The sequence below is a fragment of the Mesorhizobium sp. M4B.F.Ca.ET.203.01.1.1 genome, from assembly GCF_004791025.1.
In the GTDB taxonomy this organism is placed as follows: Bacteria; Pseudomonadota; Alphaproteobacteria; order Rhizobiales; family Rhizobiaceae; genus Mesorhizobium; species Mesorhizobium abyssinicae.
Genome location: NZ_SRUO01000023.1, coordinates 46,604 through 72,127, shown reverse-complemented (window position 1 = coordinate 72,127; position 25,524 = coordinate 46,604). Strand labels below are relative to the sequence as shown.

At 59.0% G+C, this 25,524-nt stretch carries 21 protein-coding genes and 1 pseudogene; 3 read left to right on the top strand and 19 right to left on the bottom strand.

Going from position 1 to position 25,524, the window contains the following annotated elements; genetic code table 11:
• Positions 1 to 232: 232 nt before the first annotated feature.
• The 8 genes from EN846_RS31065 to EN846_RS31030 form a co-directional block, all read right to left on the bottom strand.
• Complete coding sequence (locus EN846_RS31065; RefSeq protein ID WP_127242104.1) at positions 233 to 1,390, bottom strand: TlpA disulfide reductase family protein; 1,158 nt, start codon at positions 1,388 to 1,390, stop codon at positions 233 to 235.
• Positions 1,391 to 1,992: 602 nt separating this feature from the next.
• On the bottom strand, positions 1,993 to 3,006 hold the full coding sequence (locus EN846_RS31060) for a 1-aminocyclopropane-1-carboxylate deaminase (protein WP_127285954.1): 1,014 nt from the start codon (positions 3,004 to 3,006) through the stop codon (positions 1,993 to 1,995).
• A gap of 276 nt (positions 3,007 to 3,282) precedes the next feature.
• Entirely contained in the window at positions 3,283 to 3,603 is a 321-nt protein-coding gene (locus EN846_RS31055; protein WP_281015797.1) for an exopolysaccharide production repressor protein, read from the bottom strand.
• Positions 3,604 to 3,684: 81 nt separating this feature from the next.
• Positions 3,685 to 4,002: a ferredoxin III, nif-specific gene (gene fdxB, locus EN846_RS31050; RefSeq protein WP_189523724.1), complete on the bottom strand. Its 318-nt coding sequence runs from the start codon at positions 4,000 to 4,002 to the stop codon at positions 3,685 to 3,687.
• Positions 3,999 to 4,202 carry a CCE_0567 family metalloprotein gene (locus EN846_RS31045; RefSeq protein WP_029356497.1) on the bottom strand — a complete coding sequence of 68 codons (204 nt, stop codon included), beginning with the start codon at positions 4,200 to 4,202 and terminating at the stop codon, positions 3,999 to 4,001. Before EN846_RS31045 ends, fdxB begins: the two co-directional genes overlap by 4 nt.
• A 46-nt stretch (positions 4,203 to 4,248) precedes the next feature.
• Complete coding sequence (locus tag EN846_RS31040; protein ID WP_245466523.1) at positions 4,249 to 4,692, bottom strand: DUF269 domain-containing protein; 444 nt, start codon at positions 4,690 to 4,692, stop codon at positions 4,249 to 4,251.
• A 330-nt stretch (positions 4,693 to 5,022) separates the two neighbouring features.
• Positions 5,023 to 6,180, bottom strand: a complete 1,158-nt coding sequence (locus EN846_RS31035; RefSeq protein ID WP_135914089.1) for a TlpA disulfide reductase family protein — start codon at positions 6,178 to 6,180, stop codon at positions 5,023 to 5,025.
• 449 nt (positions 6,181 to 6,629) lie between these two features.
• The gene (locus EN846_RS31030) at positions 6,630 to 6,824 is read right to left on the bottom strand and encodes a hypothetical protein (protein ID WP_029356503.1); all 195 of its coding nucleotides are present in this window, start codon (positions 6,822 to 6,824) and stop codon (positions 6,630 to 6,632) included.
• A 945-nt stretch (positions 6,825 to 7,769) separates the two neighbouring features.
• Here EN846_RS31030 and EN846_RS31025 point away from each other — a divergent pair.
• Entirely contained in the window at positions 7,770 to 8,555 is a 786-nt protein-coding gene (locus EN846_RS31025) for an acetoacetate decarboxylase (RefSeq protein WP_029356505.1), read from the top strand.
• Between the two features lie 1,025 nt (positions 8,556 to 9,580).
• The gene (pyrE, locus tag EN846_RS31020) at positions 9,581 to 10,177 is read left to right on the top strand and encodes an orotate phosphoribosyltransferase (RefSeq protein WP_029356507.1); all 597 of its coding nucleotides are present in this window, start codon (positions 9,581 to 9,583) and stop codon (positions 10,175 to 10,177) included.
• 1,109 nt (positions 10,178 to 11,286) lie between these two features.
• On the opposite strand, the gene EN846_RS31010 is transcribed toward pyrE, so the two are convergent.
• From EN846_RS31010 to nifH, 10 genes are all read right to left on the bottom strand, one after another.
• A complete protein-coding gene (locus EN846_RS31010; RefSeq protein WP_135914088.1) occupies positions 11,287 to 12,585 on the bottom strand; it encodes a SidA/IucD/PvdA family monooxygenase in 1,299 nt (432 codons plus the stop codon).
• A gap of 846 nt (positions 12,586 to 13,431) precedes the next feature.
• The gene (locus tag EN846_RS31005) at positions 13,432 to 14,304 is read right to left on the bottom strand and encodes a universal stress protein (RefSeq protein ID WP_126057652.1); all 873 of its coding nucleotides are present in this window, start codon (positions 14,302 to 14,304) and stop codon (positions 13,432 to 13,434) included.
• A gap of 93 nt (positions 14,305 to 14,397) precedes the next feature.
• Positions 14,398 to 15,213 (bottom strand): response regulator transcription factor, encoded by an 816-nt coding sequence (locus tag EN846_RS31000; protein ID WP_245455311.1) that lies wholly within the window; start codon positions 15,211 to 15,213, stop codon positions 14,398 to 14,400.
• A complete protein-coding gene (locus EN846_RS30995) occupies positions 15,210 to 15,689 on the bottom strand; it encodes a NifX-associated nitrogen fixation protein (RefSeq protein ID WP_127283383.1) in 480 nt (159 codons plus the stop codon). The genes EN846_RS31000 and EN846_RS30995 overlap by 4 nt, the downstream gene beginning before the upstream one ends.
• A gap of 17 nt (positions 15,690 to 15,706) precedes the next feature.
• On the bottom strand, positions 15,707 to 16,204 hold the full coding sequence (gene nifX, locus EN846_RS30990; RefSeq protein ID WP_126057650.1) for a nitrogen fixation protein NifX: 498 nt from the start codon (positions 16,202 to 16,204) through the stop codon (positions 15,707 to 15,709).
• Positions 16,170 to 17,552, bottom strand: coding sequence for a nitrogenase iron-molybdenum cofactor biosynthesis protein NifN (gene nifN, locus EN846_RS30985; protein ID WP_126057649.1), 1,383 nt, complete (start codon positions 17,550 to 17,552; stop codon positions 16,170 to 16,172). Before nifN ends, nifX begins: the two co-directional genes overlap by 35 nt.
• Before the next feature lie 8 nt (positions 17,553 to 17,560).
• Entirely contained in the window at positions 17,561 to 19,036 is a 1,476-nt protein-coding gene (gene nifE / locus EN846_RS30980) for a nitrogenase iron-molybdenum cofactor biosynthesis protein NifE (RefSeq protein WP_126057648.1), read from the bottom strand.
• A 61-nt stretch (positions 19,037 to 19,097) separates the two neighbouring features.
• Positions 19,098 to 20,639 (bottom strand): nitrogenase molybdenum-iron protein subunit beta, encoded by a 1,542-nt coding sequence (gene nifK / locus EN846_RS30975; protein WP_029356526.1) that lies wholly within the window; start codon positions 20,637 to 20,639, stop codon positions 19,098 to 19,100.
• 129 nt (positions 20,640 to 20,768) lie between these two features.
• A complete protein-coding gene (gene nifD, locus EN846_RS30970) occupies positions 20,769 to 22,271 on the bottom strand; it encodes a nitrogenase molybdenum-iron protein alpha chain (RefSeq protein ID WP_024505262.1) in 1,503 nt (500 codons plus the stop codon).
• 86 nt (positions 22,272 to 22,357) lie between these two features.
• Positions 22,358 to 23,251, bottom strand: coding sequence for a nitrogenase iron protein (gene nifH / locus EN846_RS30965; protein WP_024505261.1), 894 nt, complete (start codon positions 23,249 to 23,251; stop codon positions 22,358 to 22,360).
• Positions 23,252 to 23,831: 580 nt separating this feature from the next.
• Here nifH and EN846_RS30960 point away from each other — a divergent pair.
• A complete protein-coding gene (locus EN846_RS30960) occupies positions 23,832 to 24,395 on the top strand; it encodes a type II toxin-antitoxin system prevent-host-death family antitoxin (protein ID WP_245466524.1) in 564 nt (187 codons plus the stop codon).
• 889 nt (positions 24,396 to 25,284) lie between these two features.
• Here EN846_RS30960 and EN846_RS36135 read toward each other — a convergent pair.
• Positions 25,285 to 25,481, bottom strand: a pseudogene (locus EN846_RS36135) (7-carboxy-7-deazaguanine synthase QueE); the annotation flags it as partial.
• Positions 25,482 to 25,524: the final 43 nt, after the last annotated feature.

Here is a 25,524-nt window from a genome sequence, read left to right as displayed (position 1 = left end):
CCCAAGAGTGCCCCGTGGCCGACCTCGACATGTCCACGAGTGCGAGACCTACGGCGCGAATTCGCGGCGCACATCGTCTGCGCCGCGATCCGACCGGTGGTCAACGCAATTGAAATCCAACCTGCCGCAAGCCGCCCGCCCTGCTGCATCGACATACTTGCTGCGAAGAGAGCCTCGATGGGCGGATTGGCCAGTGTTCAATTCCAATTGTCAGTCCCTTCGCGATTCTTGCTCAGGAAGCGACTGCGTTTTGAGTTTCGGGTGCCTTGTTTTGCGGAGCCACACAAAGATCCGCGTGACAGGCAGGCTCACCCGTGTAGTTGGCCAGTGCTTGGAGCAATGGGGTAAGATAGTACTGTTTGGTGTGGTCCGGAATTGGCCCCAGACGGTCCACCGATTTCAGTGCCACCTCGATCAACTCGATTGCGCGATCTTTGTTGCCGCTCTCGTAATAATACTGAGCTACCGGGAGGTACCGGCGGTATTTAAACGGGCCATCGCCTTGTGGGGGATTTAATGTCAGTATCTGTTCCGAGAGCTCGTTGCCCATCGCAAAGCGCTCCGCGCGCGGAAGATGGGAATTGTCCATCGTGGGATCGAAGAGTTGGTTGAGGGCCAAGGCCATCCACGACACCGCCTCGGACGTTTTGTCGATCGCGTCCTCGACCAATTCTCGCATGACCGGCATGCCGGTCTTGATGTCGCGCAGCTTGTGAAGCAGAAGATCCGCATGAATCTGCCGGAACTCACAAGAGTCTGGCATCAAGGCGAGGCCTTCTTCGATGGCCAAGAGCGCCGCCGTCCAATCCTCGGCCTGCATCGCCGGCGTAAGTTTGGCGTATATCGGCCGGGTAAGCGACATTTCGCGCGCTGCAAGTTGGTTATGCGCGATGCGCTTTGCATCGGCGGCTTTCGCTTCATAGCTGCTGCGCCAGCTGCCGTTAAGGACTTTCGGCAAAACGTCATCGAGTTCCGCCGGGTGGCCAATAAAAGCGATGTGGCCGTCGCGGTCGACCACGAACGAGGTGGGAATCCCAATCGAAGAGCTGGGATCCAGCCAGAGCTTGTTCATTTCGCCAATGTAATCGAACCCGATACGATAATTCAGATTCGGGAACTTCTCGGTCAGCCAGGCATCCACGTTGGTCCGCGCCTCGTCTGCGGTTGGACCCTGTTCGCAGGCGGCAACTCCGACCGCCTCAAATCCGCTGTCTTCATATTTCTCCTGCAGTTCAATCAAATGGGGCATGGCGTCGACACATGGTCCGCACCAAGTCGCCCAAAATTCAACGAGGTAGACCTTGCCGGGCCGAAAGTTCGTGAGGGGCTCGCCACGCAGCCAGTTCTCCACTTTGATCGGAGGAGCCGGGGATCCCATACGCAGTTCCATGTTCGTATCCAAAGTTATCACACACCTTTCGTGTCTTTTGTCGCGAGTTGGTTTCTCTGTAGAATCGGAAGACGGATCTCGAGGCAATCGCTCCTCTGGCTTGCTTCAGCGAAGCTCTCACCGTGTTGCCGCACATCAAGCTGCAACGGACGTGCCAATTCCCTCAGCTCCGGTAAGCGGCGGGAAATGCTTTGAAAATTCTCCACGAGCCCAAATACGGCCGATTGTCGTGAACCCGACATGTCTTCTGCCGCTGTCGGGTTTCGCCCTATCACTCTTGAGAGCTTGGACGGCTCGCCTGTGATTAGACTGGCCTCGGTCCTCGAGCAGTGGCAGTTTGGCGCCAGTTCGAAAGCGCGAACTCCACGGCTTGGTCCTCGTGCCGCCACCGCCGCGTGTGGATTCTTGCCCCGGAGTCATAATTCGCCTCCCGGTGCCAACGGCGGCATTGCGCTCGATCCGCGTGGCGTTGAGCCCCGACAGCACGTAATGCTGCACCAATTAGCGGATGCCCGTCGCTGCCTCCACTTCTCCAGCCAAGCGTCGAACGACGCTACCTGCCCACGTTCGAGCGCGACCGCGGAATCGCAGTCTGCCGAACGTCAGCCGTTGCGAAAGGTGTAGCCGTACCCGTTGATCGCCGGCGCGCCGCCTAGATGTGCGTAGAGGACCCTCGATCCATCTGGAAAGAAGCCCCTCTGGACGAGGTCGATCATCCCTTGCATCGATTTGCCCTCGTAAACGGGATCGGTAATCATGCCCTCGAGCCGCGCGCACAGACGGATTGCCTCTTTGGTTTCCTCCGATGGAACGCCATAACCCGGGTACGCGTAGTCCTTGAACAACACCACGTCTTCCTCGACAATTTCCGCTCCGAGGTGGACGAGCTTCGCTGTATTTCGGGCGATGCCAAGCACCTGCGCCTTGGTCTTGGCGGGCATGGCGGAGGCATCGATACCGATCACGTTGCGCTGTCGACCATCCTTGGCGAACCCGACGAGCATGCCGCCGTGGGTTGAACCAGTCACCGTACAGACGACGATATAGTCGAAGGCAAACCCAAGCTGCTCTTCCTGGGCACGCACCTCCTCAGCGAACCCCACATAGCCCAGGCCGCCGTATTTGTGGACAGAGGCGCCGGCAGGTATCGCATATGGCCTGCCGCCCCTTGCCTTGACCTCATAAAGTGCCTTTTCCCAGCTGCGGCGGATGCCGATGTCAAAGCCCTCGTCAACCAGGCGCACCTCTGCCCCCATGATGCGGCTCAAGAGGATATTGCCGACCCGGTCGTAGACGGCATCATCATGTGGGACCCAGCTCTCCTGGACCAGGAGGCATTTCATGCCGATCTTGGCGGCGACCGCAGCGACCATGCGCGTATGGTTGGACTGCACGCCACCGATTGTGACGAGCGTATCGGCATCTGACGCGATCGCGTCGGGCACAATGTATTCGAGCTTGCGCAGCTTGTTTCCGCCGAACGCGAGACCGGAGTTGCAGTCCTCGCGTTTGACGTAGATTTCCACCTTGTCGCCCAGATGCTTGCCGAGGCGGTCGAGCCTCTCGATCGGCGTGGGTCCAAAGGTGAGCGGATAACGTTCGAATTTTTCCAGCATGCTATCTCCAGCAAAAAAGTACCTGAACCGGCTACGCACCGGTCAGCCCAAGGGTATGTGTGATCAAAGACACCCGTCTTTCGAAGCGGGTGCAGAAGTCGTTCATCGGTAGTGCAGCACCGAGTTTGTCATTGCGACAAGCACACCGCATCCGGCGTGCTGCGATGACTCTTATGTGCCTAATCGACCAACCACCCGCATCTCCCGGCCTAAGGACAAACCGAATGTGGTCGCGTGTTAGCCGAACACAGATTCCCTATACGATCAGCTCAGTCATCAGAGGGGGACCAAAATTGGTGTGGGTCTGAGCACTGATCCTGTCATCCGCGCATCAAAGCAGCAGCACATGCTGGGCATTCGACCAAGCCGGGACACAGCTGAAATTGCATTCCGCAGTTGATCAGAGTCAGACGACTGGTACGAAGCTTTCCTGGAACCATCGACATGCTGGCGGCTGAGGCGAGTTCCACGAGCGCGGCTAGACTGCCAGATCAGAAAGAGCACGCTGCCGAAATAGCAGGCCTGAAGCAGCAGCGAACAGGCCAGCGTCGTGACGACTGCCAGACGGAGCGAATCCAAAGCGACGTAAACAATCAAAGCATTGCTGCACAGGACCAGCCCCAGGAGCCGACAAAAGGATGTGAAGTGCAACGCCGTTCTCCTGGTTTTTCGGCCTGATCATGCTGCGAGCTCGTCGGCCGCAACATGCGTCTGGCAGTTCTTGGGGCAGACGCGGCCGCAGGCTCCGCAGCCGATGCAGCGGCCGGCATTGTCGACAACCATGATCATGCGATTGAGCTCGCCGTCGAAATCGTCGTCCTCGTCATCGCAGGGGCCGAGGATTTCACCCGCGTCATCGACGCCGTGAAGATGCATCACATCGCGCGAGCAGACCTTGAAACAACGGCCGCAGCCGATGCAGGTCTTGCTATCGATGAAGGTCAGGTACGACGGCATCCAAATGGAGCCGTCACGGGTGGTGAATGTGCGCATCATCCTAAATTCTTCATTGAAGCGAGTTCTCTCTTGGCAACATCCAACTCGGCATAAACGGCGTGGGTTTTCTCGGCGACTTCCTGTATGTCGGCCCACTTGCCCGGCAGACCCTCGACAAGGTCCTGCAATGCCATCTTGGCAATAGCTGCACGCAACTGGAGCTTTCGGACTTTCTTCCTCATCTTATCTAGGTCTGACATAGATCCTTCCTGGAACAATGGTTTTCTTGATGCGCGCCATCTCGGGCTAGGCTTCAATGGCTGCAGTCGCATCGTCGACCAGTTTCGTACCGGCCTCAGCCAGTTTGCGGAAAGTCTCGAAGCCGAACCGGTGGACGTCTCGATAGAACGACCAACCGCCGAAACCCCCCAGGGGTTTCATTCCAATTATTGGCGACGTCGACACGCCGGAGCGCTCCTCAATCGCAAGCGCCACGGCGGTGTAAAACATGTCGAGCCTCCACAGCGCGTCCGAATCAGGATGGCCGATGAGAGGGGTCGCACATTGCTGTTCCTTGGTGATGATGAATTCGGCCAGCAGCTCGGCGTCCGAATTGCCTTCCCATAAGCCGAAGGAATCCTGAGTACGGATCAGCCGCAGAAGGCATTTGACGAACGGGCGAGCAAGGGCTTCTTCGTCCTTGTTGACAGCAGGGCCAACCGGTGCATGAGGCATTTCGTTGTTCCTCATTTCAGTCTTCGTCTTCGAGGGACGGTTTCCTTTTCCTGCGATGCCCACTCCGGGCCCACTTGCGTGGCCGACGAATGGCTTGGGCGGGTCAACCCCAACCAAGAGTGCCCCGTGGCCGACCTCGACATGTCCACGAGTGCGAGACCTACGGCGCGAATTCGCGGCGCACATCGTCTGCGCCGCGATCCGACCGGTGGTCAACGCAATTGAAATCCAACCTGCCGCAAGCCGCCCGCCCTTGCTGCATCGACATACTTGCTGCGAAGCGAGCCTCGATGGGCGGATTGGCCAGTGTTCAATTCCAATTGTCATCCCCTTCGCGAACTTTGCTCAGGAAGTGACTGCGTTTTGAGTTTCGAAAGCCTTATTTTGCGGAGCCACACAGATATCTGCGTGACAGGCGGGCTCACCCGTGTAGTTGGCCAGGGCTTGAAGCAACGGGGTGAGGTAGTGCTGTTTGGTGTGGTCCGGCATTGGCTCCGGGTGGTCCAGCGATTTGATTGCTACCTCGATCAGCTCGATCGCGCGATCCTTGTTGCCGCTCTCGTAATAATACTGAGCGACCGGGATGTACCAACGGAACTTAAGGGGCCCGTCGCCTTGCGGAGGATTAAGTTCCAGGATCTGTTCTGAGAGCTCGTTGCCCATCGCAAAGCGATCATCATGCGGAAGATGGGAGTTGTCGATCGTGGGATCGAAGAGTTGGTTCAGCGCCATGACCATCCAAGACATCGCTTCGAACTTTTTGTCGATCGCGTCCTCGACCAATTGGCGCATAAGCGGCAAGCCGGTTTTGATGTCGCGCAGCTTGTGAAGCACAAGATCCGCATGAATCTGCCGAAAATGATAAGATTCTGGCATCACGGCGAGGCCTTCTTCGATGGCCAATAGTGCCGCGTTCCAATCCTCATCCTGCATCGCCGGCCTAAGTTTGGCGTATATCGGCCGGGTAAGCGACATTTCGCGCGCTTCACTTTGGTTATCCGCGATTCGCTTTGCATCGGCGGCTTTCGCTTCATAGCTGCTGCGCCAGCTGCCGTTAAGGACTTTCGGCAAAACGTCATCGAGTTCCGCCGGGTGGCCGATAAAAGCGATGTGGCCGTCGCGGTCGACCACGAACGAGGTGGGAATCCCGATCGAAGAGCTGGGATCCATCCAGAGCTTGTTCATTTCGCCAGTGTAATCGAACGCGATACGATAATTCAGATTCGGGAACTTATCGGTCAGCCAGGGATCCACGTTGGTCCGCGCCTCGTCCGCGGTTGCAGCCTGTTCGCAAGCTGCGACTCCGATAATCTCAAATCCGCTGTCTTTATATTTCTCCTGCAGTTCAATCAAATGGGGCATGGCGTCGACACATGGTCCGCACCAAGTCGCCCAAAATTCAACGAGGTAGACCTTGCCGGGCTTAAAGTTCGTGACGGGCTCGCCACGCAGCCAGTTCTCCACTTTGATCGGAGGAGCCGGGGACCCCATACGCAGTTCCATGATGTTCTTATCCAAAGCTACCCACACCTTTCGTGGCTTTTATGCGTAGTTGGTTTCTCTGTCAGAATCGCAACACACGGATCAGGAGGCCATCGCTCGTCTTGCGCGTTTGCATGCGATTCAGCCCTCTCACAGTGTTGCCGCCCATCAAGCAGCAATGGGCGTGCCAACCCCTCTCAGCTCCGGTAAGCGGCGGGGAATGCTTTGAAAATTCTCCACGAGCCCAAACACGGCCGATTGTCGTGGACCTGACATGTCTTCTGCCGCTGTCGGGTTTCGCCCTCTTGAGCCAGCCGCTTTAGGACAGGTGAGAGCTTGGATGGCTCGCCTGTCATTAGACTGGCCGGCGTCCTCGAGCAGTGGCACTTTGGCGCCGGGTCGAAAGTGCGGGGCGGCTTGGTCCTCGTGCCGCCACCGCCGCGTGTGGATCCTTGCCTCGTGGACATAAATCACCACGCGGCTGGCAAGTCGGCGGCATTGGGCTCAATCAGCGCGGCGTTGAGCCCCGACAGCACGTAATGCTGCACCAATGTATCGGATGCCCTTCGCTGCCTCCACTTCTGCAGCCAGGCGTCGAGCGACGCTACCTGCCCACGTTCGAGCGCGACTGCAGTAATCTGCGCCGCAGGATAGCCAGCCGCCATTAGAAGGTACTTGGGTCGGATAGGCGTTCTGCCAGCAAATGAGGTCCGCTGTATTTCCTCGCGATGGATCACAGGCGTTCTCGGGTGATCGGGCACTATGCAAGGCGCGTCACGCTGACTAGCGCCTCGAACCACACCGGTAAAGACGGCGAGGCTAACACGACGGATATCGCAAGATCCCTTGAAATGTCTCGTTCCCCCGGCGGAGCGCGTCCAGCTCACCTTGCGGGCGTACCAGCGCCGAATGGGTACGCACGACGTCAACCTGCCTTTGGGCCCAGAGCCTCCTTGCCCTAGCCGCATGGCCCCGGCTGGTCGAGAATTTCTGGTCGTCGAGCAGTAGAACTCTTTCACATGATGGCGAATGCGCGGCGTCCAGTGGGAGAACACCTCGGCATAAAGAGCGTTACTTCCCGGGCCGACGGTGGTGAAGCATAGCGCCCCGGTCGGAGCTATTTGCCTGAGGGGCGGAGGTCCTCTTGCGCAAAAGACACGTCCTCCCAATCCGCAAGCGGTCCTGTTCGGCGCTATCCGATGTCCGACAACGTCGGAGGCGTAACGTAGCTGAGCAAGATCTATCGCTTTGCCTCGAACGATTCTCATTTGGCATGGCGCGTGCGCGTTGATCCGCAAACCCCGCCATGAGGCGAAATCGGAGCTGGCCGCCACTCCACTTCCTCCTACCACGAGAGCAGACGGGAAGCAGCGCCTTCAAATGAGGAACAAAATCACTTTACCTCGAATCTTGCCTCTCGACTACAACCGGACCCATGGAACCGCGTCCGCGACCATACAATGAGTGCGCCCCGAGGCAATGGCCCAGCGCAAAATGGCTACGCGCGATCACGCCATGCATCCAGGCTAACGAAGGCACCTCGGAGAGCCTCGCCGCCATCATCGAGACCTATCTAAGCCCACTTGAGCCAGCACAAAGGAATTTCAAACATGCACCAAGATACCGTCCGTGGGAGAGCTTTCGCCATGCCCCTGACCAGCCCGGCCTACCCACCCGGCCCATATCGCTTCAGCAACCGGGAGTATCTGATCATCACATATCGCACCGATCCGCAAAAACTGCGCGACCTTGTGCCGGAGCCGCTTCAGGTGTGCGAGCCTCTGGTCAAATTCGAGTTCATTCGCATGCCGGACTCGACGGGCTTCGGCGACTACACGGAAAGCGGACAGGTCATCCCTGTCTCCTTCTGCGGCCGCATGGGGAGCTACACCCACTGCATGTTTCTCGACGACCATCCGCCGACAGCGGGCGGACGCGAGTTGTGGGGCTTTCCCAAGAAGCTCGCCAGCCCAACGCTCCGAACAGAGACGGACACGCTTGTTGGCACGCTGGACTACGGCCCGGTCCGCGTCGCGACGGGTACGATGGGCTACAAGCACCGGGCCGCGGACCTTGCGAGCGTTAAGGCCTCGCTCGCCGACCCGAACTTCCTCCTCAAAATCATCCCGCATGTCGACGGCACGCCGCGCATCTGCGAACTCGTGGAATACCACCTGGAGGACATCGATCTGAGAGGCGCCTGGACCGGCCCGGCAGCCCTGAACCTCTGGTCGCATGCGCTTGCCCCCGTCGCCGAACTGCCGGTGCTGGAAGTAGTCTCGGCCGTACACCTCGTCGCCGATCTCACGCTCGCGCTCGGGAAGGTCGTCCACGACTATCTCGCGGAAGCCGAGCCTCGCCATCGGAAAGGAAGAAACCATGAACTTTCACAATGATATTTTGTTGAACCAGCGCGACGGGGAGCCGGTGGCCGGCTTATCGACAAGGTGGCGGTGATCGCCGAAGCCGCGAGCGGGGTCGGCAAGGAAAGCGCGGTTCGCCCGCGAGGGAGCAAGAGTGGTCCGCGGATCTTGATCACAGCGAAGTCCAACAACGGCGTCCGGGATCGATCGATTGACGAAAAATGGTTGCCAGGGTGAGAGGCAGGTGGAACGCGGCTGATGCAGGCAATCGAAACCTTCGGGCGCCTCGATGTCCTGTCAGCAACGCCGGCGTCCAGAACGTAGCGCCGCTTGTCGAGTTCTGCCACAAGGCGCTTCCCGCCCGTGATAGGCTCCATCTCAGGGGTGTCGGCGAACTCAATGTCACCAAAATCAGTGTAAGGCTCGGCCTGCTGTTCGGCGTCTGCCTCAGAGGCAGACGCTCGCCCCTGTCGCCGATATCGCCGTAAAGACTCGGCCGGCAGGGAGGTGGACTACGACCTACCTTGAACTTTGCTTTCTACCGTCGTCAGATGAAGCGAGCCGAAATGTTGCGCCGCGTGCTGATGACAAAAATTCTCGGCGGCTCGAACTTTACCTCTCGCGCCTCTACGACGAGGTTGCACGAAAAGCGCGGCCTTGCCCACTCGTCATCACAAGAGCGACACGGGCCGACATGGCGGCCGAAACGCTCACCTCATGCGCAACCTGGTTAAGAAGCTGGCGCAAACGGGGCCGAGCGAGGCGGAACTCGAGGGGACGAGGATGAAACGCCCAAATCCTCAAAGAGACGGCCCGCATCGAGAAAAGCCGTGCCTGCCGAGATCGGGCAAGGGCGGGTGGCCAACGCTACCCAGCCGTAGGGAAACCCGTGATCACGCTTTAGGCACCCAATAACGATAATGGAAAAATCTGCGCGAAACGGTCGCACCGGTATTGACATTAATTGACACACCCCGCGAACACTTGCATAAGTCACATAGCGGTAGTGACTAGGTGCATGCCGCACCCAATTTTTTCCCTAGGGCGAGGTCTGATCTATGGCGGCACTGGCAAAATTCAGACCAGTTGATTCCAGCCAACACGACAAGGACGAACTCCGCGAAATCGTCCGTGAGCGCTCTTTTCGATCCGGACGCTACACGCTCTCGTCGGGCATAGAGAGCGACATCTATTTCAATATGAAGCCTACCATGATGATGGCGCGAGGCGCGCAACTTGCCGCTCTTGAGTTCCTAAAAATCGCTGAGCAAGTGAAAGCAGAGTACGTCGGCGGCCTTGAAATGGGAGCGGTCCCCGTAATCGGATCGATGGCAGCTGTCAGCTCGGCGATGAACAAACCCATAAACACGATCTTCGTTCGCAAGACTCCAAAGCCTCATGGCACAAGGGACGTGATTGAAGGTCTTGGGCCCAAAGAAGATCTCGAGGGAAAAGTCGTCCTGATCGTTGACGACGTTGCCACAAGCGGCAAGTCGATATTGAAGGCGATTGAAGAGGTTCGCCGCGCCGGGGGCATTGTAGGTGACGCTGCTTGCCTCGTGGACCGCGACGAGGGAGCTACGGCGCTGCTAGCCCAACATGGGGTCACGCTGCATTCCGTTCTGCATGCGAGCGAATTTGTGGAACGCCACTGACAATCTCATACAACGGCTTTCCGGCGACCTAGCCTTAGAGGACATTCCGCCGCTTTGCAGCGAGTGCAGGCGCCTCGCGAGTAAGAGCGACTGCCCTTGCCCATCCTCACTGCTTTTGGTGCAACATATGCTGGCTGCCGTTCACCAGCCGCTTGACGCCATTGACCACCTTTCTGAGCAAGGCGCCATCAGACTGAAGGCTTTTACCGATTATCTGGCGACGGTCGTTCGAATAGCTTCAGAGCGCGGAGACGCGGCACCCTGGATCGATCTAGCCAGCCGGTTTAGCGCCCTTTTCGGTCCCGACGAGGTTGCCCATTAATCTAGTGCTTATCGCTTTCCATGAACTAGCAGCCTCGGCGGCATCGCGTCATGGATCGCCAGCGGCATGCCGGCCCATGATGCGAGCGTAAAAGCGCCGAGCAGCCGGTGCTGAATCTCGGACGTGACGACGCCGATTGGCGCGATGCGCGTTGGCACGGGCCCTCGTGCCCAAGCATGATGCGTTCCCATTCCGCGGCATCATGCTCGCGATCCCGTCTGTGCCGTGCTCAAGCAAGCGAGCCCGAGCGAACCGCCCTGGGTAGCGGATTTAGACAATCGTTGGTGGAGTTGGCTGGCGAATTGGCGAGTTCGGCCTTTGGTTGGAAGACCGGCTTGCGGCGGGCCAACCAAACGGGATTGGCGACACTGGAGTATGCCTTCACTGGGGTCGCGTCCTTACGCTGTAACGCGGCGGTCAGCGAAGCCGCGCGAGCGCCCCCTCGATAGCGCTGAGCGGGCGAGCGGCTTCGGGGCGGGCGCAGGGGCTGGGTAGACCGGGCCGGACTCACCTAACTCACCGGGTCCAGCCACGACATGCATCGCCAAAGGCAAGGACCCTCCCCGCTGAGCGCGGGCTCAGCCATGGCCGCTGAGGCTACCGCACTCTTTCGAGTGAACGTAAGGACTTAACGAGCGTAGGGGAAACGTCCGCAGAATATACGATGTGCCTCAGGGCCCGAGTGCTTATTCGGTCAAGATGATCTGGGCTAAGGCTCCCGCGTTCGCCGCAACGAAGGCGTACATCATTCCCTGGATGCCACCGCCAATGAACAATAGTAGACCAGTTATATCCCGCTGCCCATTTCTTCGGCTACGAGGTCGGGCCGGCGCTCGATCAACGTACGGCTGATGAAGCCCAGATGCTCGGGATTGGTGCATGGCGGGCGCCCCAGAAGGCTGTCCAGGATGCGGCGCGCTCGCCAGGCCAGCAGGCCAAAGTTCGGATCAGCCAGCCCGCGCTGTCCAAGGCAGGCGTTCTGAACGAAAAGGCGTCTGTCTCGCGGTCCGTCCCAGTACACCGAAAAATCCTCGCCGGTGGCGAGCTCATTGCCGATCTGCTCGAGGCGATCTGCGATCGGTTCCAGGAAGTCCGGCAGCGCGTTCTCGTACCCCGTGGCCAGGATGACGATGTCCGCGGTTACTTCTCCGATGTTATCCATGCCGCGCTGCAGCGTGAGCCTGTGCCCCGCCCCTGCGTTGATGCAGCGCGACACGTTGCAACTTGGCCGCAGTGTGATGTCGCATTGGTGTGGCTCGAGAAAGGCGTGGTGGTAGAGCGCCTGATAGACCGCGCGCAACGTGCTTTCTGAAATCCCGTCGGAGGCAAGCGCGAAACGCCGCAGGAACAGCTGGCGATGCACCTCGCTCATGGCCGCAAAACGATCCGAAAAGCAAGGCGTGAACAGCTCGTTTGTGAACGGGTGGTCGTCGAAAGGCATCTCGCGCGTCAAGACCCAAGTGATCGCCGCGGGCCGCCGTTCTTTCGGCCGGCCGACAAGGTGCAGCAGCAGCTCGGCTCCCGACTGTCCGCCGCCAACCACGCAGACATGCTTTTTGTGCACCTCAGGATGGATATGCGCTAGGTCTGATGAGTGGAACAGGTTGGGTCCAGTCCAGCCATGAAACTGAGGCGGAATTTGCGCCTGCTTGCCTATGTCGATGACGAGGTTTCTCGCATCAAGGACCGCGTTGTCCGTCCGCACGCGAAACTCGCCGTCAAAGCGGATTTCGCGAACTGCCTCGCCGCCACGGACAAGCGGATTCTTCTGGAACGCCCAGTTGAGATATTGGGCGAACTCGGCTCTGAGCACCCCGTGAAATTGCGCATTGAGGAAATGGTAAAGACGCCCGTTCTCGTGGAGGTAATTTACGAATGTGTAGGCTGATCGCGGATTGACCAGAGTAACCAGATCCTGGAAGTGGCCGACCTGGAGCTCCGCGCAATCGAAAGCGCTGCCTGGATGTCCGCGGAAATCGACCTGCCGGTCCAAGAACAGTGCCCCTTGCGCAATCTCTTCCTGTATCTGACACGCAAGGCTCAAATTAGACGGCCCAGCACCGATACCAATGCAAAAGAGGTCCACTTATCCTTGCTCCTCTAGGAGTGTTTCCCAACTCAGCGGCATGTGCGCGGCGACCGCCAGGCATTGAGCATTGCGAACCTCACAGGCATCCTTGAGCCGCGGTCCCGACTGAGAGGAAGGCAAAAGCCTGCGCGGCCTTCCAGATCTTGGGCTCAATGGGCGACATCGACAGCGGGCACCGCATCATCCGAACCCAAGAGCGAGAAGGACCGCGTGTGATGCTGTCGCGCAGCTCTCCGGATTTTACGGCGGCTCCTAGCGGCTGCCTCCACCCCAGGATTGGCTGTTTCCCGGTTACGACGGAAGCGGCTCTTTCTTCGAGGGGCGTAACCATGGATAACGGCTCGTAATGCGTTCGTAGACTGCCATGCATGCAGCGTGCCGGATAAAGAAAACGTCAAACCAACGAGTTCGCGTAATTCCAGCTCGTCTGGAACCCGACATTGTCGCACGCCCGACGATCGGGCAGAGGAAGCTCCGCGGCAGCGGCCCTTGCACACCGCAGGCCTGACAGGGGGCAGCCGCCGATTTGACCCGCGTCCGGGTACTGATCAGGGGCCTTCCAACAGGGTTCGCGCCCCGAGGCGGGGGTCCCCTGGTACACCCGCCCTGTGGCTTGGCTGCGGTCTGCTGCAGCCGTTCGTCTTTACTGCCCGTTACAGACGATCTCGCACGAGTTGGATGCACGAGAGCGTCCTGAAGCAGTCGAGGCGTCCGGTTTGGCTCTGACAAGCGTCGCAAGATGTTCGCGGATCCAGCCATGTCTCCGCAATCCGACCGGTAACCGACGACGACTTCGGACTGGTTGGCGGTCCTACGACCTGATCGGTGTTCCTACGGAACTGATCAGCGAGCCAAAAACAGCGGCAATGTGGTCTTCTCAAAGCTCCAGCTCGGCGGACCGCCGAAAATCCGCTCACGCAGCCGACGGCTGCCATAAGCACCCATGACTATCATGTCGGCGCAGGTGTCGGCCGCGTGCTGCGTCAGCACTGTGGCCGCCGATTTACCGGCGCTCTTAAGCAGGTCAACCGAGACCCGAGCACCGTGCCGAGTAAGATAGGCAGCGATGTCTGCTCCAGACTGCGCACCTTTCCCGTTGTTTTGCGCCTTCGGATCGACCATAGCGACACAAACTTCCTCAGCAGCGGATAGGAGACTAAGAGCTTCCCGAACCGCACGCGAGGCCTCTACGCGCGAATCCCAGCCGACCAGCACGCGTCGAGGCGACAGGGTCGCCTTAGCGCCCTTCGGCACGATGAGCACCGGCTTTCCGCTATCGAACAAGCAGCCGTTGACAACAGGAGGTCCGAGAGTCTCATCGTTGAGGAGGTCCGCTCCAACGATCGTCAGGTCAGCGCAGAGCGCCCGCTGTCGCGCCACTTCACCGAGGCTAGCCGGATCGCAATAGTCGGTGTCAACGTCACAGGAAAGCGACATAGCTTTCAGCCGTTTGAGGATATCCGCGGACCGTCTTTCCATTCTGGTCACGTCCTGTGAAAATTTCTCGATTTGCTGAAATCGATAATTCGGTACTGCAATTGCCTGTGCACGTCCCGTACCCCACTCGAGGGGCGGAGACGACATCAAGAGCAATGGAGGCGGTATAATCAGTACGGATAGGTGCGCGCCGACCTCGCCACACAGTCCGGCAGCTGTTGTGAGGTCCTCATCAGAATGATCAGCACCCGTCACACAGAATATGCTTTTAAATTCCATTTGCCTGCTTCTCTTGGTCTTCGTTAGGAGCGTCTGCGGCAACACCGCTCTCAGCGGAGGAAGAGAGAGCGGCACCACATTCGACCACCGATTTCAGTCGTCCGGCTTCTCGAGCGAGTAGCCGGCCGACCTGACGGTGCGAATGACGCTGCCGGGCAAGGCCGTTTTCAGCGCCCTCCTGATTCGGCTGATATGGACATCGACGGTGCGTGCACCGACATGAATGTTGGGCCGCCAGGCCGCCCCGATAAGCTCGTCCCGGCTGAAGACCTTGCCGGGGGCCTCAATCATAAGCCGCAGCACGTTGAACTCGATCCGTCCGAGATGGATGTCGTGGCCATTACCGCGAACCCGATGGGCATCGAGCTTCATCTCCAGGCCTCCACAACAAATCCAACTGTCGTTTTCAACCCCGTTCGAACCACGCTTGGTCAGCCCGAGCCTCGCCCGCAGGCAGTCGAGCAGCTTGGCCGGAGCCACCGGCCGCACAAAGCTCTCAACGCCTGCCTTCAAGAGATCGAGGTGCTGGTGCTCGGCGCCAGGCGCGATCAGGGCGATGATGGGCAGGTCGGTGGTGCGCGGTTCCCGCTTGAGGTGGGCGCAAATTGCGGACCCGTTTATGCTGGCTGGGTCGCAATCCAGCACTACGGCCTGAAGCTCCCGTTGTTCGGCCAAGGCCAGCGCAGCCTTCGCGCCGTCTGCCGTCTCACTGCTGAAACCGTCCACCTCCAGTATGTGACTGTAGAGCAGATAGAACTCGGCATCTTGCGAGCAGATCAGGACCAGCGGCTTCTTCATCGGCGATACCCCAGCAACCTGGTCGGCCTCGAGCCCCTGGATCGAGGGGGCTGGCCAAAAAAGTTTCTCGCGTCCGTCATGATGGCCTTTCTCGAAAATCGCGCCCATCATGCCAGCGCCACGTGGGGAAAGGCTTCGATGACTGCAATCCCATCGTCGACCAGCTTCGTACCGGCCGTGGCGAGCTTCAGGAGCGTCTCGAAGCCAAACCGGTGGACATCGCGCAGCGTTTTGGACAAAACGACCAACCGTCCGGTCGTGAAAAGCACCCGACCAAAACCCTCATGGCTCACCTGGATCATCGGCGATGCCATAAGGCCGCAGCGCTCCTCGATCGCAAGCCCGATGGCGGCGTAGTACTTGTCGAGCCTCCACAGCACGTCCGGATCGGGATCTCCGATGATCGGGATCGCTCGGCGCTGTTCCTTGGTAATAATGAAGTCGCCCAGCAGCTCGGCGTCCGCTTTGCGTTCCCACGAGCCATAGGAATCCTGAGCACGGATCAGCCGGACGAGGCATTTGACGAACGGGGTGCAAAGAGCCGCCTCGTCTTCGGCGACGGCTGGGGGGATTGCGGGGTCAGACATTTGGCGTCCTCCTCTTTTCAGTCCTCGTCCTCGAAGGACGGTTTCGTTTCGGCAACGCCCGCTTGCGCCAGCACCTTGCGCAGCCAGGGCGGAGGACACGTCCTGAGCATCATCTGCGTGCGCAACAGCACCTCTTGGATGGATTGGGGCTCCGCCACTTTGATCGGGTGGATTTTTGCCGCGACAACCTTGGCTGCCGAAGGTCCGCCAATCGCCAGACAAAACAGCAGATGACAGCCCTTCAGCGCATCCACCTTGGGCGTGATGCGGTCATCGCCCTCGGCCCGATGCTCCCCGCTTTCATCCGAAACGTCATCGAAGGCCACGGCTTCGACGAGGTTCCACTCCTCGCGCGTCACGTCGTAGACAGCAAAGCGTCTGGCCGACCCGAAATGGGCGTTGAGGTCCTTCATGTCCTGAGTGGCGATCGCGACGCGCAATGCGCATGCACGTTGTTCCGGCATCGGTGCGAAAACCTCATTACTGACCAGCGAGAGGCGGCGAACAGCGTTCATCTGATATTTCTCGATTACGGAGTGGATCAAGCGCCTCAGGAGTGGGCGCGTGTTGGTTGGCCTGGAAGATGTTGGCGACCTCGAAGATCAGGTCGCGGGTGCCCTGATAGAGAATTGCGAGCTTGTGCTGGCTGCCTAGTCGATCGAAGACCGGGAACCCGATGCGCATGAGCGGAATTCCGAGCCGCTCCGATGCTTGGCGCCCGTGCGAATGCGTGACAAGCAGGTCAGCACCGACGGCAAGACTTTCCAGATCGCCGAGATCGCCGATCTGAACCGAAACCGCCGGGACTTTCTTGAGAATTTTAGACCTGTCGGTCGTTGTGACGGCCGCGGCTATCTCGGAGCCGAGGCCAGCAAAGAAGGCTGCGAGTTGGAACAGCTGGTCTGGTTCGGCAGCGATGGCAATTTTCTTGCCGCCGAAATGGAAATGTCCGTCGAGCATCGCGTCCTGCAATTGCGCCCGGCGCCGGCGCACGCGGGCCGGTACCGCCGCGCCCGAAATCGCAGACAGCAGCGACACGAAGCGGTCCGTGTCCTGCAGCCCAGTCAGTGACTGGAACAACACGTAAGGCACGCCGGTCAACCCGTGCAGCACTCTCGCCGGACGGCGCATGTGCTCACCGATGGCGATGCATTGCATGGCCGTGCCCAACTCGCGAACGTCCTCGACGCTGGTGCCGCCGTATGTAGTCGCTACCCAGCGGTCAGGAACCGTACCGTCGAGCGAGCCTGAAATGTCGGGCAGAATAACCGGCTTGAGCCCAAAGCTTTCAACCATGTCACGCATATGCTCGACGTCGGCGACAGTGAGGTTGCATCCGGGCAGGATCGCGATCTTCTTCGGCTGCCGCGCACGTTCGCCCGAGCGTGTAATCCCTTTGATCATTGCGGTGACTGCCCTGGCCCAGCCCTCTTCGATCGCGCCGTCAAAATCCGGCGTGTTGGCCAGCACGACCTCCGTACCCGCAAGCTCTTGCGTGTGCTTCAGCTTGACGTTGGCGATATCACCCGCGCAATCTTCGCCACGCGTCTCCACGAGCGCGGTCGTGCACACCCCGATCAGCTTTGGCTTCGTGCGGTTCTTGAGGTTGAGGATCGCCTCTTCCAGATGGTCGGCTGCGCCGAGGATGGTCGCCACCTCATCCATCGCCGTAGTCTGCAAGGGAATCGCTTCTTTGAAGTGCCGCACGAAGAGAACGAGCGCAAAGCTTGTGCATCCCTGGCTGCCGTGGAACAGCGGCATCGCACCGTCGACGCCAAGAAAGGCAAAGGCGGCACCCAGCGGCTGCGACGACTTCAGCGGGTTGACCGCAGCCGATTTGCTCTGGAGAAGGATGCGGGCCATCGGTCGCCTCAACACTCGTGTGCCGTCGCGCATGCGAATTCATCAAACAGGTACGCGGTCTCGTTCCTCGTGCACGGCAATTCGCCTATCAGATCAGGCTGGCAATCCCACGGGGCCGGCTGGCGCACCTGAGACCAGATCGGATTGTGAATGGCGAGGTCGATCTGGCGTACGAGTTCCACCATGCCGTCATAGCCGGCATAAGGATGCTGGCGCTCCTGGTTGATATCGAGCCAGGGCGTCTTGGCCTTGAGCGCAATGAATTGCGTGCGACCGCCCGACAGCATGATATCGGCCCTGTGTTCAGAGAGCATGGCGTACAGCTCGCGCGCAGCCATGGATTCGAACATGTGCTTGTCGTGCTTGAGAACTTGTTTGATGCGCTCCTTGTCCTGCACCGTAGATTTCTTGACCGAGGTGCCGACGATCTCGATTCCGATCTCCATCAGCGCATGGACAACCGACCAGGACTTCACACCGCCTGTGTTGAGCAGCACGCGCTTGCCTTGGAGCCTTTGCCGGTAGGATTCGAGTTTCTTCCACGCGATCGCCTCCTGCTGCGCGATTAGCGTCTCTGTGCGCTCGAGGATCTCCGGATCGGCGCCCTTCCTCACCAGCAGCCTGACAAGGTTGCGAAGAGCTTGCGATGTGTCGGAGATGCCATAGAAGGAGCCCTCGAAGAACGGGATGTCCCAGCGCTCCTCCATCTTGCGGGCAAGACTGATCAGCGCGGTCGAGCACACCATCATTGCCGCCCGGGCGCGGTGCGCGGAAGCAATGTCGCGGTAACGCGCATCGCCGGGAATGCAGGCGCGCACCCGGATCCCGAGCCGATCGAGGAGCGGCTTTACAAGCCAGAATTCGCCCGAGAGGTTGAATTCGCCAAGGATGTTGATGTCGTAGGGCCCAGAGTCGTCGGGTTCGACCGTGCCGATGACATGATCGAGCAACGCCTCGGCGGCGAGCTTGTTGCCGAGGTTCTTGGAGCCTGCCAGGCCAGGCGCATTGATCGGCACCACGGCCAAACCGAACTTTTCCGTGGCGCGTTTGCACACGGCCTCGATGTCGTCACCGATCAGCGCCGTTACGCAAGTCGAGTAGACGAAGATCGCCGGCGGCGCGTATGTGTGCTTGATCTCGCGGATCGCCTTGAAGAGTTTCCGCTCGCCCTGCCCCATCACCAGGTCGAGTTCGGTGAGGTCGGTCGTGAAGCTTGTCCGCCACAAGGTCGGTCCTGACGAAACCGCACCACGGTTGTCCCAAGAATTGCCCTCGCAGGCAAGCGGCGCATGGACCAGATGCGCAACGTCGGTGATCGGCTGCAGGACGATCTTGGCTCCGTCAAAGGCGCAGCCGCCGGCTGCCGCCCCTGGTGTCAGCGACTTCGAGCAGCCCTCCTTGCGCGCCTTGGCATCTTTGCCACGGTTCTTATCGCAGGCGGGCTCATCGAAGGCGTCCTTGATTTTGGCGCTGAGGGAGGACATTGCTCAGCCTCCCCAGTCCATTGGGCAAGGAATGGCCTCGGCGAAAAGCCGGCCACGGCTCTTAGCGCGTGAGGTCATAGGAATAATCCGTCACACCCGTCTCGCTCGTCTCGCGATCGAGTTTGTCGAAGATCTTGTCGAGGATCGTCGTAAGCACGCGCAACGCGCCCTGGTAGCCAAAGAGCGCAAAGCGGTGATGATGGTGCCGATCGAAGATCGGAAACATCAGCCGGATCAGCGGCGTTCCGGTGTCGCGCTCCAGGTACTTGCCGTAGGAATTGCCGATCAAAAGGTCCACCGGCTCGGTAAAGAGCAGTGAGCGCAGCGCCCACAGGTCCTTGCCCGCCCAAACCTGGGCAGCCTTGCCGAAAGGCGAGGATGCTAGCAGCTTCTTCAAATCGGCTTCCCATGCCGAGGTGCCATTGGTGGCGAGGCAATGGGTTGGCTCGCCGCCGGTCTCCATGACAAAGCGGGCCATCGCGTGAACGAAGTCGGGATCGCCGTAGATGGCGTATTTCTTACCATGCAACCAGGATTGGCTGTCCGCCATGGCGTCTACCAGTCGGCCGCGCTCGAGGCGAATTGCCTCGGGGATCTCCTTGCCGGAAATCGCCGCGACCTCCATCAGGAATTCGTCGGTCGCCTGAACGCCGAGCGGATAGTGGAACGAGGCCGTCGCCTGCCCGACCTCCTCGCAATAGCCCAGCGTCTTTCGGGTGTTGTGATGCTGCAGCGAAAGCGTTGCCTCGGCGTTGAGGGCCTTCTTCACCTCGTTGATCTTCGTGCCCCCGTCATACATGCGGTATTCACCGTCCGAAGGCGTATCGAACTGGTCAGAGGCATCCTGGATGAATGTGTAGGACACGCCCATTACATCGAGCAGGCGCTTGAGCTCCCGGTTGTTGCCGACGCAGAAGCCGTCGAAGCCCGGAATGATGTTGATGGCTCCTTCGACTTGCGTACGCTCCTGGCCTTTCCAGAAGTGCTCCAAAATGCCTTTGACCATGTTGTCATAGCCGTCGACATGACTGCCAACGAAGGCCGGCGTGTGGGCAAAGGGCACGTCGAAGTCGCGCGGGACTGAATCTTCGTCCTTGGCGTTCTGGATGAAGCTGTGCAGGTCGTCGCCAATGACCTCTGCCATACAGGTCGTCGACACGGCAATCATCTTCGGGTCGTAGAGCTGGTAGGTGTTGGCGAGCCCGTCGACCATGTTCTTCAGGCCGCCAAACACCGCCGCATCCTCGGTCATTGAGGAGGAGACCGCCGCGGCAGGCTCCTTGAAATGGCGCGACAGGTGCGAGCGGTAATAGGCGACGCAACCTTGGCTGCCGTGGACGAAGGACATGGTTCGTTCGAAGCCGGCGGCAGCGAATACCGCACCCAGCGGCTGGCAGGCCTTGGCCGGGTTCACGACAAGCGCTTTGCGGGCGAGGTTCTTTTCGCGGTATTCCCACGTCTGGGTGAAATCGCGCTGATCGGAAACGATCTCATCGGGGTGCGGACATTCGAAGTTTAGCTTCTTCTCAGCGAGCATCTTTCTGTATTCCGGCTCGCGGAACAGGGGAGCGTGATCGAGAATTTTTTCAGCCGACTGCGGCATGATGATTACCTCTTTTGCATCTGGCTGCGCGGTACGGCAGCTCAGGACGTCAAGACGTTCCAGGCTCCGGCGGATCAGAGGCCGCGGGAGTTCACCGTCTCAGTGGGAGACTGGGGCTAAAGCAGATGTTTATTCGGCAGCCATCGCCCGCTCATCGCCCCGGCTTCTTTTCCAAGGCGCGTGGAATAGGTCCCAGACCGGGTTGTTGATGGCGAGATCCACATCACGTGCGAAAATGGCAAAGCCATCGTACCCGTGATACGGGCCTGAATAATCCCAGGAATGCATCTGGCGGAACGGTATGCCCATCTTCTGCACCGGGTATTTTTCTTTGATTCCCGAGCCGACCAGATTTGGGCGAATCCCTTCGATGAATTTCTCCAACTCATAGCCGGTCACGTCATCATAGATCAGCGTGCCGTTCTTCACGTAGTGGCCGGTGCGCTGATAGTCGTCGCTGTGGGCGAATTCATAGCCGGTGCCCACGATGACCATGCCGAGGTCCTCGTAGGCCGTGACGACGTGGCGGGGGCGCAGGCCGCCGACATAGAGCATCACGGTATTTCCTTCCAGGCGCGACAGGTACTTGGCGATGACCGCATCAACAAGCGGCCTGTACTTGGCAATGACCTTTTCGGTCTTTTCCTCGATTTCCGGCCCAAAATGCTTGGCTATGTTGCGCAGAGAGGCTTCGATCTGGGAGGGACCGAAGAAATTGTACTCCATCCAAGCGACGCCATACTTTTCCTCCATATGCCGACAGATGTAGTTCATCGACCGGTAGCAGTGGATAAGATTGAGCTTAGCCTTCGGGGCGCGCTCGATCTCTGCGAGTGTGGCGTCACCCGACCAGTTGCCGACCACGCGCAGCCCTATCTCCTCAAGCAGTATGCGCGAGGCCCAGGCATCGCCGCCGATATTGTAGTCGCCGATGACGTTGACGTCGTAGGGGCCGGCCTCGAACTTGACATCCTTTTTGTCGAAGACCCAATCCCGGATCGCATCATTGGCGATGTGGTGGCCAAGCGACTGCGAGACGCCGCGGAAACCCTCGCAGCGTACCGGCACGATCGTCTTGTCATACTCCTTGGTCTTTTTGCGAGAAACCGCCTCGGTGTCATCGCCAATCAGGCCGATAGGGCATTCGGATTGCACGGTGATGCCGTTGTTAAGCGGAAACAAGACTTCAATCTCGTCAATGATCTGTTCCAGCTTCTTGTCGCCGCCGAAGACGATGTCCTTCTCCTGGAAATCGGAGGTGAACTGCATTGTCCCGAACGTGTCGACGCCCGTCGTACCGACGTAGTAGTTGCGGCGCTGCGACCAAGAGTATTGGCCGCAGCCGACCGGGCCGTGCGAGATATGGACCATATCCTTGACTGGCCCCCACACCACGCCTTTCGAACCCGCATATGCACAGCCGCGAATCGTCATCACCCCGGGAATGGACTTGATGTTCGATTTGACGTCGCATTCGGAAAGGACCTCGCTTTCCCCGCCAGCCTCGTTGCCGCTCTTTGCGACGTTGAGGTGCTTCTTGCGGCGCTTCGCCGCCTTGTCGGGATAATGCGACAACACCTCTTCGATAAGCTTCGCATGAAGAGCACCGTCATTCTCGTATTCCCGGCTCATGAGTCCCCTTTCAAGGTTGGGTGACGCCTCAACGAATAGGCGCCGTTCTCTGCAAGGCGCGCCGATTCATGGCAGCGCTAATGTCACTACTGGGCCGCCGCCTTCGCCGCTTCCTTGGAGTGAAGCTCGGCAAGCATCTGCTCGTCGGTCTTCATGATGCCGAAGTCGAGCAGCATCTCCTCCAGCTCCTCCATGGTGATCGGCGTCGGGATCGTACCCTGGCCCGAATTGGCGTGGATCTTCTCGGCCAGAGCGCGGTATTCCCCTGCCTGCTTGGAGTCCGGCGCGTACTGGATCACCGACATCTTCCTGAGTTCGGCATGCTGGACGATGTTGTCGCGGGGCACGAAGTGGATGAGCTTGGAATTCAATCGGCCAGCCAGTGCTTCGGCCAGATCGAGTTCACGGTCGGTTTGACGTTCATTGCAGATCAGCCCGCCCAGCCGCACACCGCCCGAATGGGCATATTTGAGGATGCCCTTGGCGATGTTATTGGCGGCATAGAGCGCCATCATCTCGCCGGACATGACGATGTAGATCTCCTGGGCCTTGCCTTCGCGGATCGGCATGGCGAAGCCGCCGCATACCACGTCGCCGAGGACGTCATAGGAGACATAATCGACATCGTCATAAGCGCCATTCTCCTCGAGGAAATTGATCGAGGTGATGACGCCGCGGCCGGCGCAACCGACACCCGGCTCGGGGCCGCCGGACTCCACGCACTTGATGCCTCTGTAGCCGACCTTGAGCACGTCCTGGAGTTCGAGGTCTTCCACCGAACCTTCCTGTGCGGCGAGATCCAGGACGGTATCCTGAGCTTTCGAATTCAGGATCAAGCGTGTGGAATCGGCTTTGGGGTCGCATCCTACGATGAGGATTCTCTGCCCGAGGTCGACAAGGGCGGCGAGCGTATTTTGGGAGGTGGTGGACTTGCCGATGCCGCCTTTGCCGTAAAAGGCGATCTGACGCAGACCTGACATAATAGCTTTCCTTCCTTCGTTCTAATCATCGCGACTGCCCGCGACACAAGTGCCGATAGGCAGCTCGTGCCGCCTCACACCAAGCATCGCAAAAAGCGTACCAGCGTGATCGGCCGATCCGAGAAGAAACTTCGTTATTAAATTCCAGCCACTTAGACGGCGGCAAAACGCGCGAGCGGGCCTTTCAGGCGTCTGTCACGGACACGACAAAGCCGACACAGATTGTCGTGCGCCATCGAAACCGCCCTGTGTCGAGCTCGAAGCGGGATAATGGGGAGCTAGCCCAAAGCTGATGGCGAGACCATCGGAAGACGTCGGCTATTGTCTTTCCAGCCTGCGGTCGCTGGATGAGCAGGAGCCTGGGGCTTGACCGCCGCGCGGAATAGTTCAGGCAGGCTTGCGGAGCGGGAACGCCGGCGGCCGATAGACATCCGCGCTTAACCTTTCATAGCCCGTCTACGAGTTGGTTCCGCCGACGCGCTATATCGAAGGCAAATAATTCAGTACCTTAGCACGAGATCATTGATATTTTCAAAAAGATACGTATTATACGGATATAACGGATTATCGGGACAATTCTATGTCGGTCATTAGCTCGGTTGAATTTCAGCGCAACTTAGGGGTGTATCAGGACAAGGCGCTAGCGGAACCCGTGATCATCAGCAAGAATGGCCGCGAACGGCTTGTGCTGCTTTCGGTCGATGAATACCAGCGCCTAAAGGCGCATCGTGACGGCACTAGCGCGGGGCCTGAGAACGCAGCCCCCCCTGCTTTGCAGAGCACGGCGCACTTTTCACTTAAGAACCAAATACCAACCGAGCCACTAAGGGAATTGCTGTCGCACTTTCATTCGATCAAATCTGCCTTCGTGTACGGTTCAGTCGCCAAAGGCACGGACACAGAACGCAGCGATATCGATTTGATGGTGGTCGGCGATAACCTGAACCTCTCTGAACTTTATTCAGCCGCACAAAACGCGGAACTGAGACTAGGCCGAAAGGTCAGTCCGACATTTCTGTCGCCGGAGGAATGGCAACGAAAGGCGTCGCAGAAAGGGTCGTTTGTCCGAAAGGTAAGTACCCTTCCAAAGATTTTCCTCATCGGCTCGGAGAAAGATTTACAAGCGTGGGCAAGCAAGAACTAGACAACCTCGTAAAGATTGGGCTGATGAAAAGTGAGCCCCCATCGCTGTCCGAATATGACGGCATGCTGGGTGGCGCCCGCAAGAATTTAACTGACGCACAGAAAGGTCTCGACCCCGACAGCCAATTCACTCTCTTATATGGAGCTGCGCATCGGCTTGCCCTGGCAGCCCTACGCCGCGAAGGCTATCGCTCGGACAATCGCACTTCGGTGTTTCAAGCGCTCGTTCATACCGTCGGAACCGACAAGGCTGACATTCAGATTTTTCTAAAGCGCACAACGAGCGAAACCTCTCCGAGTACGAGGGGCACACAGACATTGATGCCAAATTGCTAGCTAACCTTATTGAGTGCACCACGAGGCTAGAGGTTTCGGTTGGCAAACTAGAACCGCCAGAAGATGACGAGTGAGCGGCAACCGAACGCGCGGGCAAGGGGTTGCGCCTTTTCGTTGTTGGTCAGCACGGTGCGCCACTACGGCTTCTCGAGAACGCTCACGATGTAAGTAGCCACCCGCTTGTCTGCATAGGGCTAATATGCACCTGGTCATGATAGATGGGCATACTGCCCCGCGGGGAGAAAGAGCGAGGGCAAACGGCGCTATGTAGACAATGAGTACAACCGCCGAACCCATGGCCGGCGCCATCATGCGCGTGAGACCCCGTTGTGGGCGAGGCTCGCGACTGGCTGCACGATCCTAGCCGGCCTGCTTGCCATTGAGTTTGGTCCCGCCGCGGTAGGCTGCGGCATCAAGGGCAACATCAGCTACAACTTGACCTCTGCATGATGAGAGCAGCTTTTACACCAGGTGCGCAGCACATGTCTTTAACGAACGCATCGCCTTCAAGAATATAGAGAGCAATTCGGAAAACCGAGTAGTTGGCGGCGAAGCTAAGAGAAGGTATACACCGCCCTCTTGTTACCCCAGAGTAGAACGTGCAGCTGCGGCAAGACGCGGGCTTCGAACCACCTGTCGCTGGTCACCTTTTCGGCCAGCTATTCCATGCGCATCATATTCCGTCGGACTCGACAGAGACGTCTTCATTGCCACGGCGGGGCGGCGTGTGATTGCCGGGTTGCAGACAAACCTCGCCGCGACGTCTTTGGGACGAGTGGTGCCGGCACCGAATC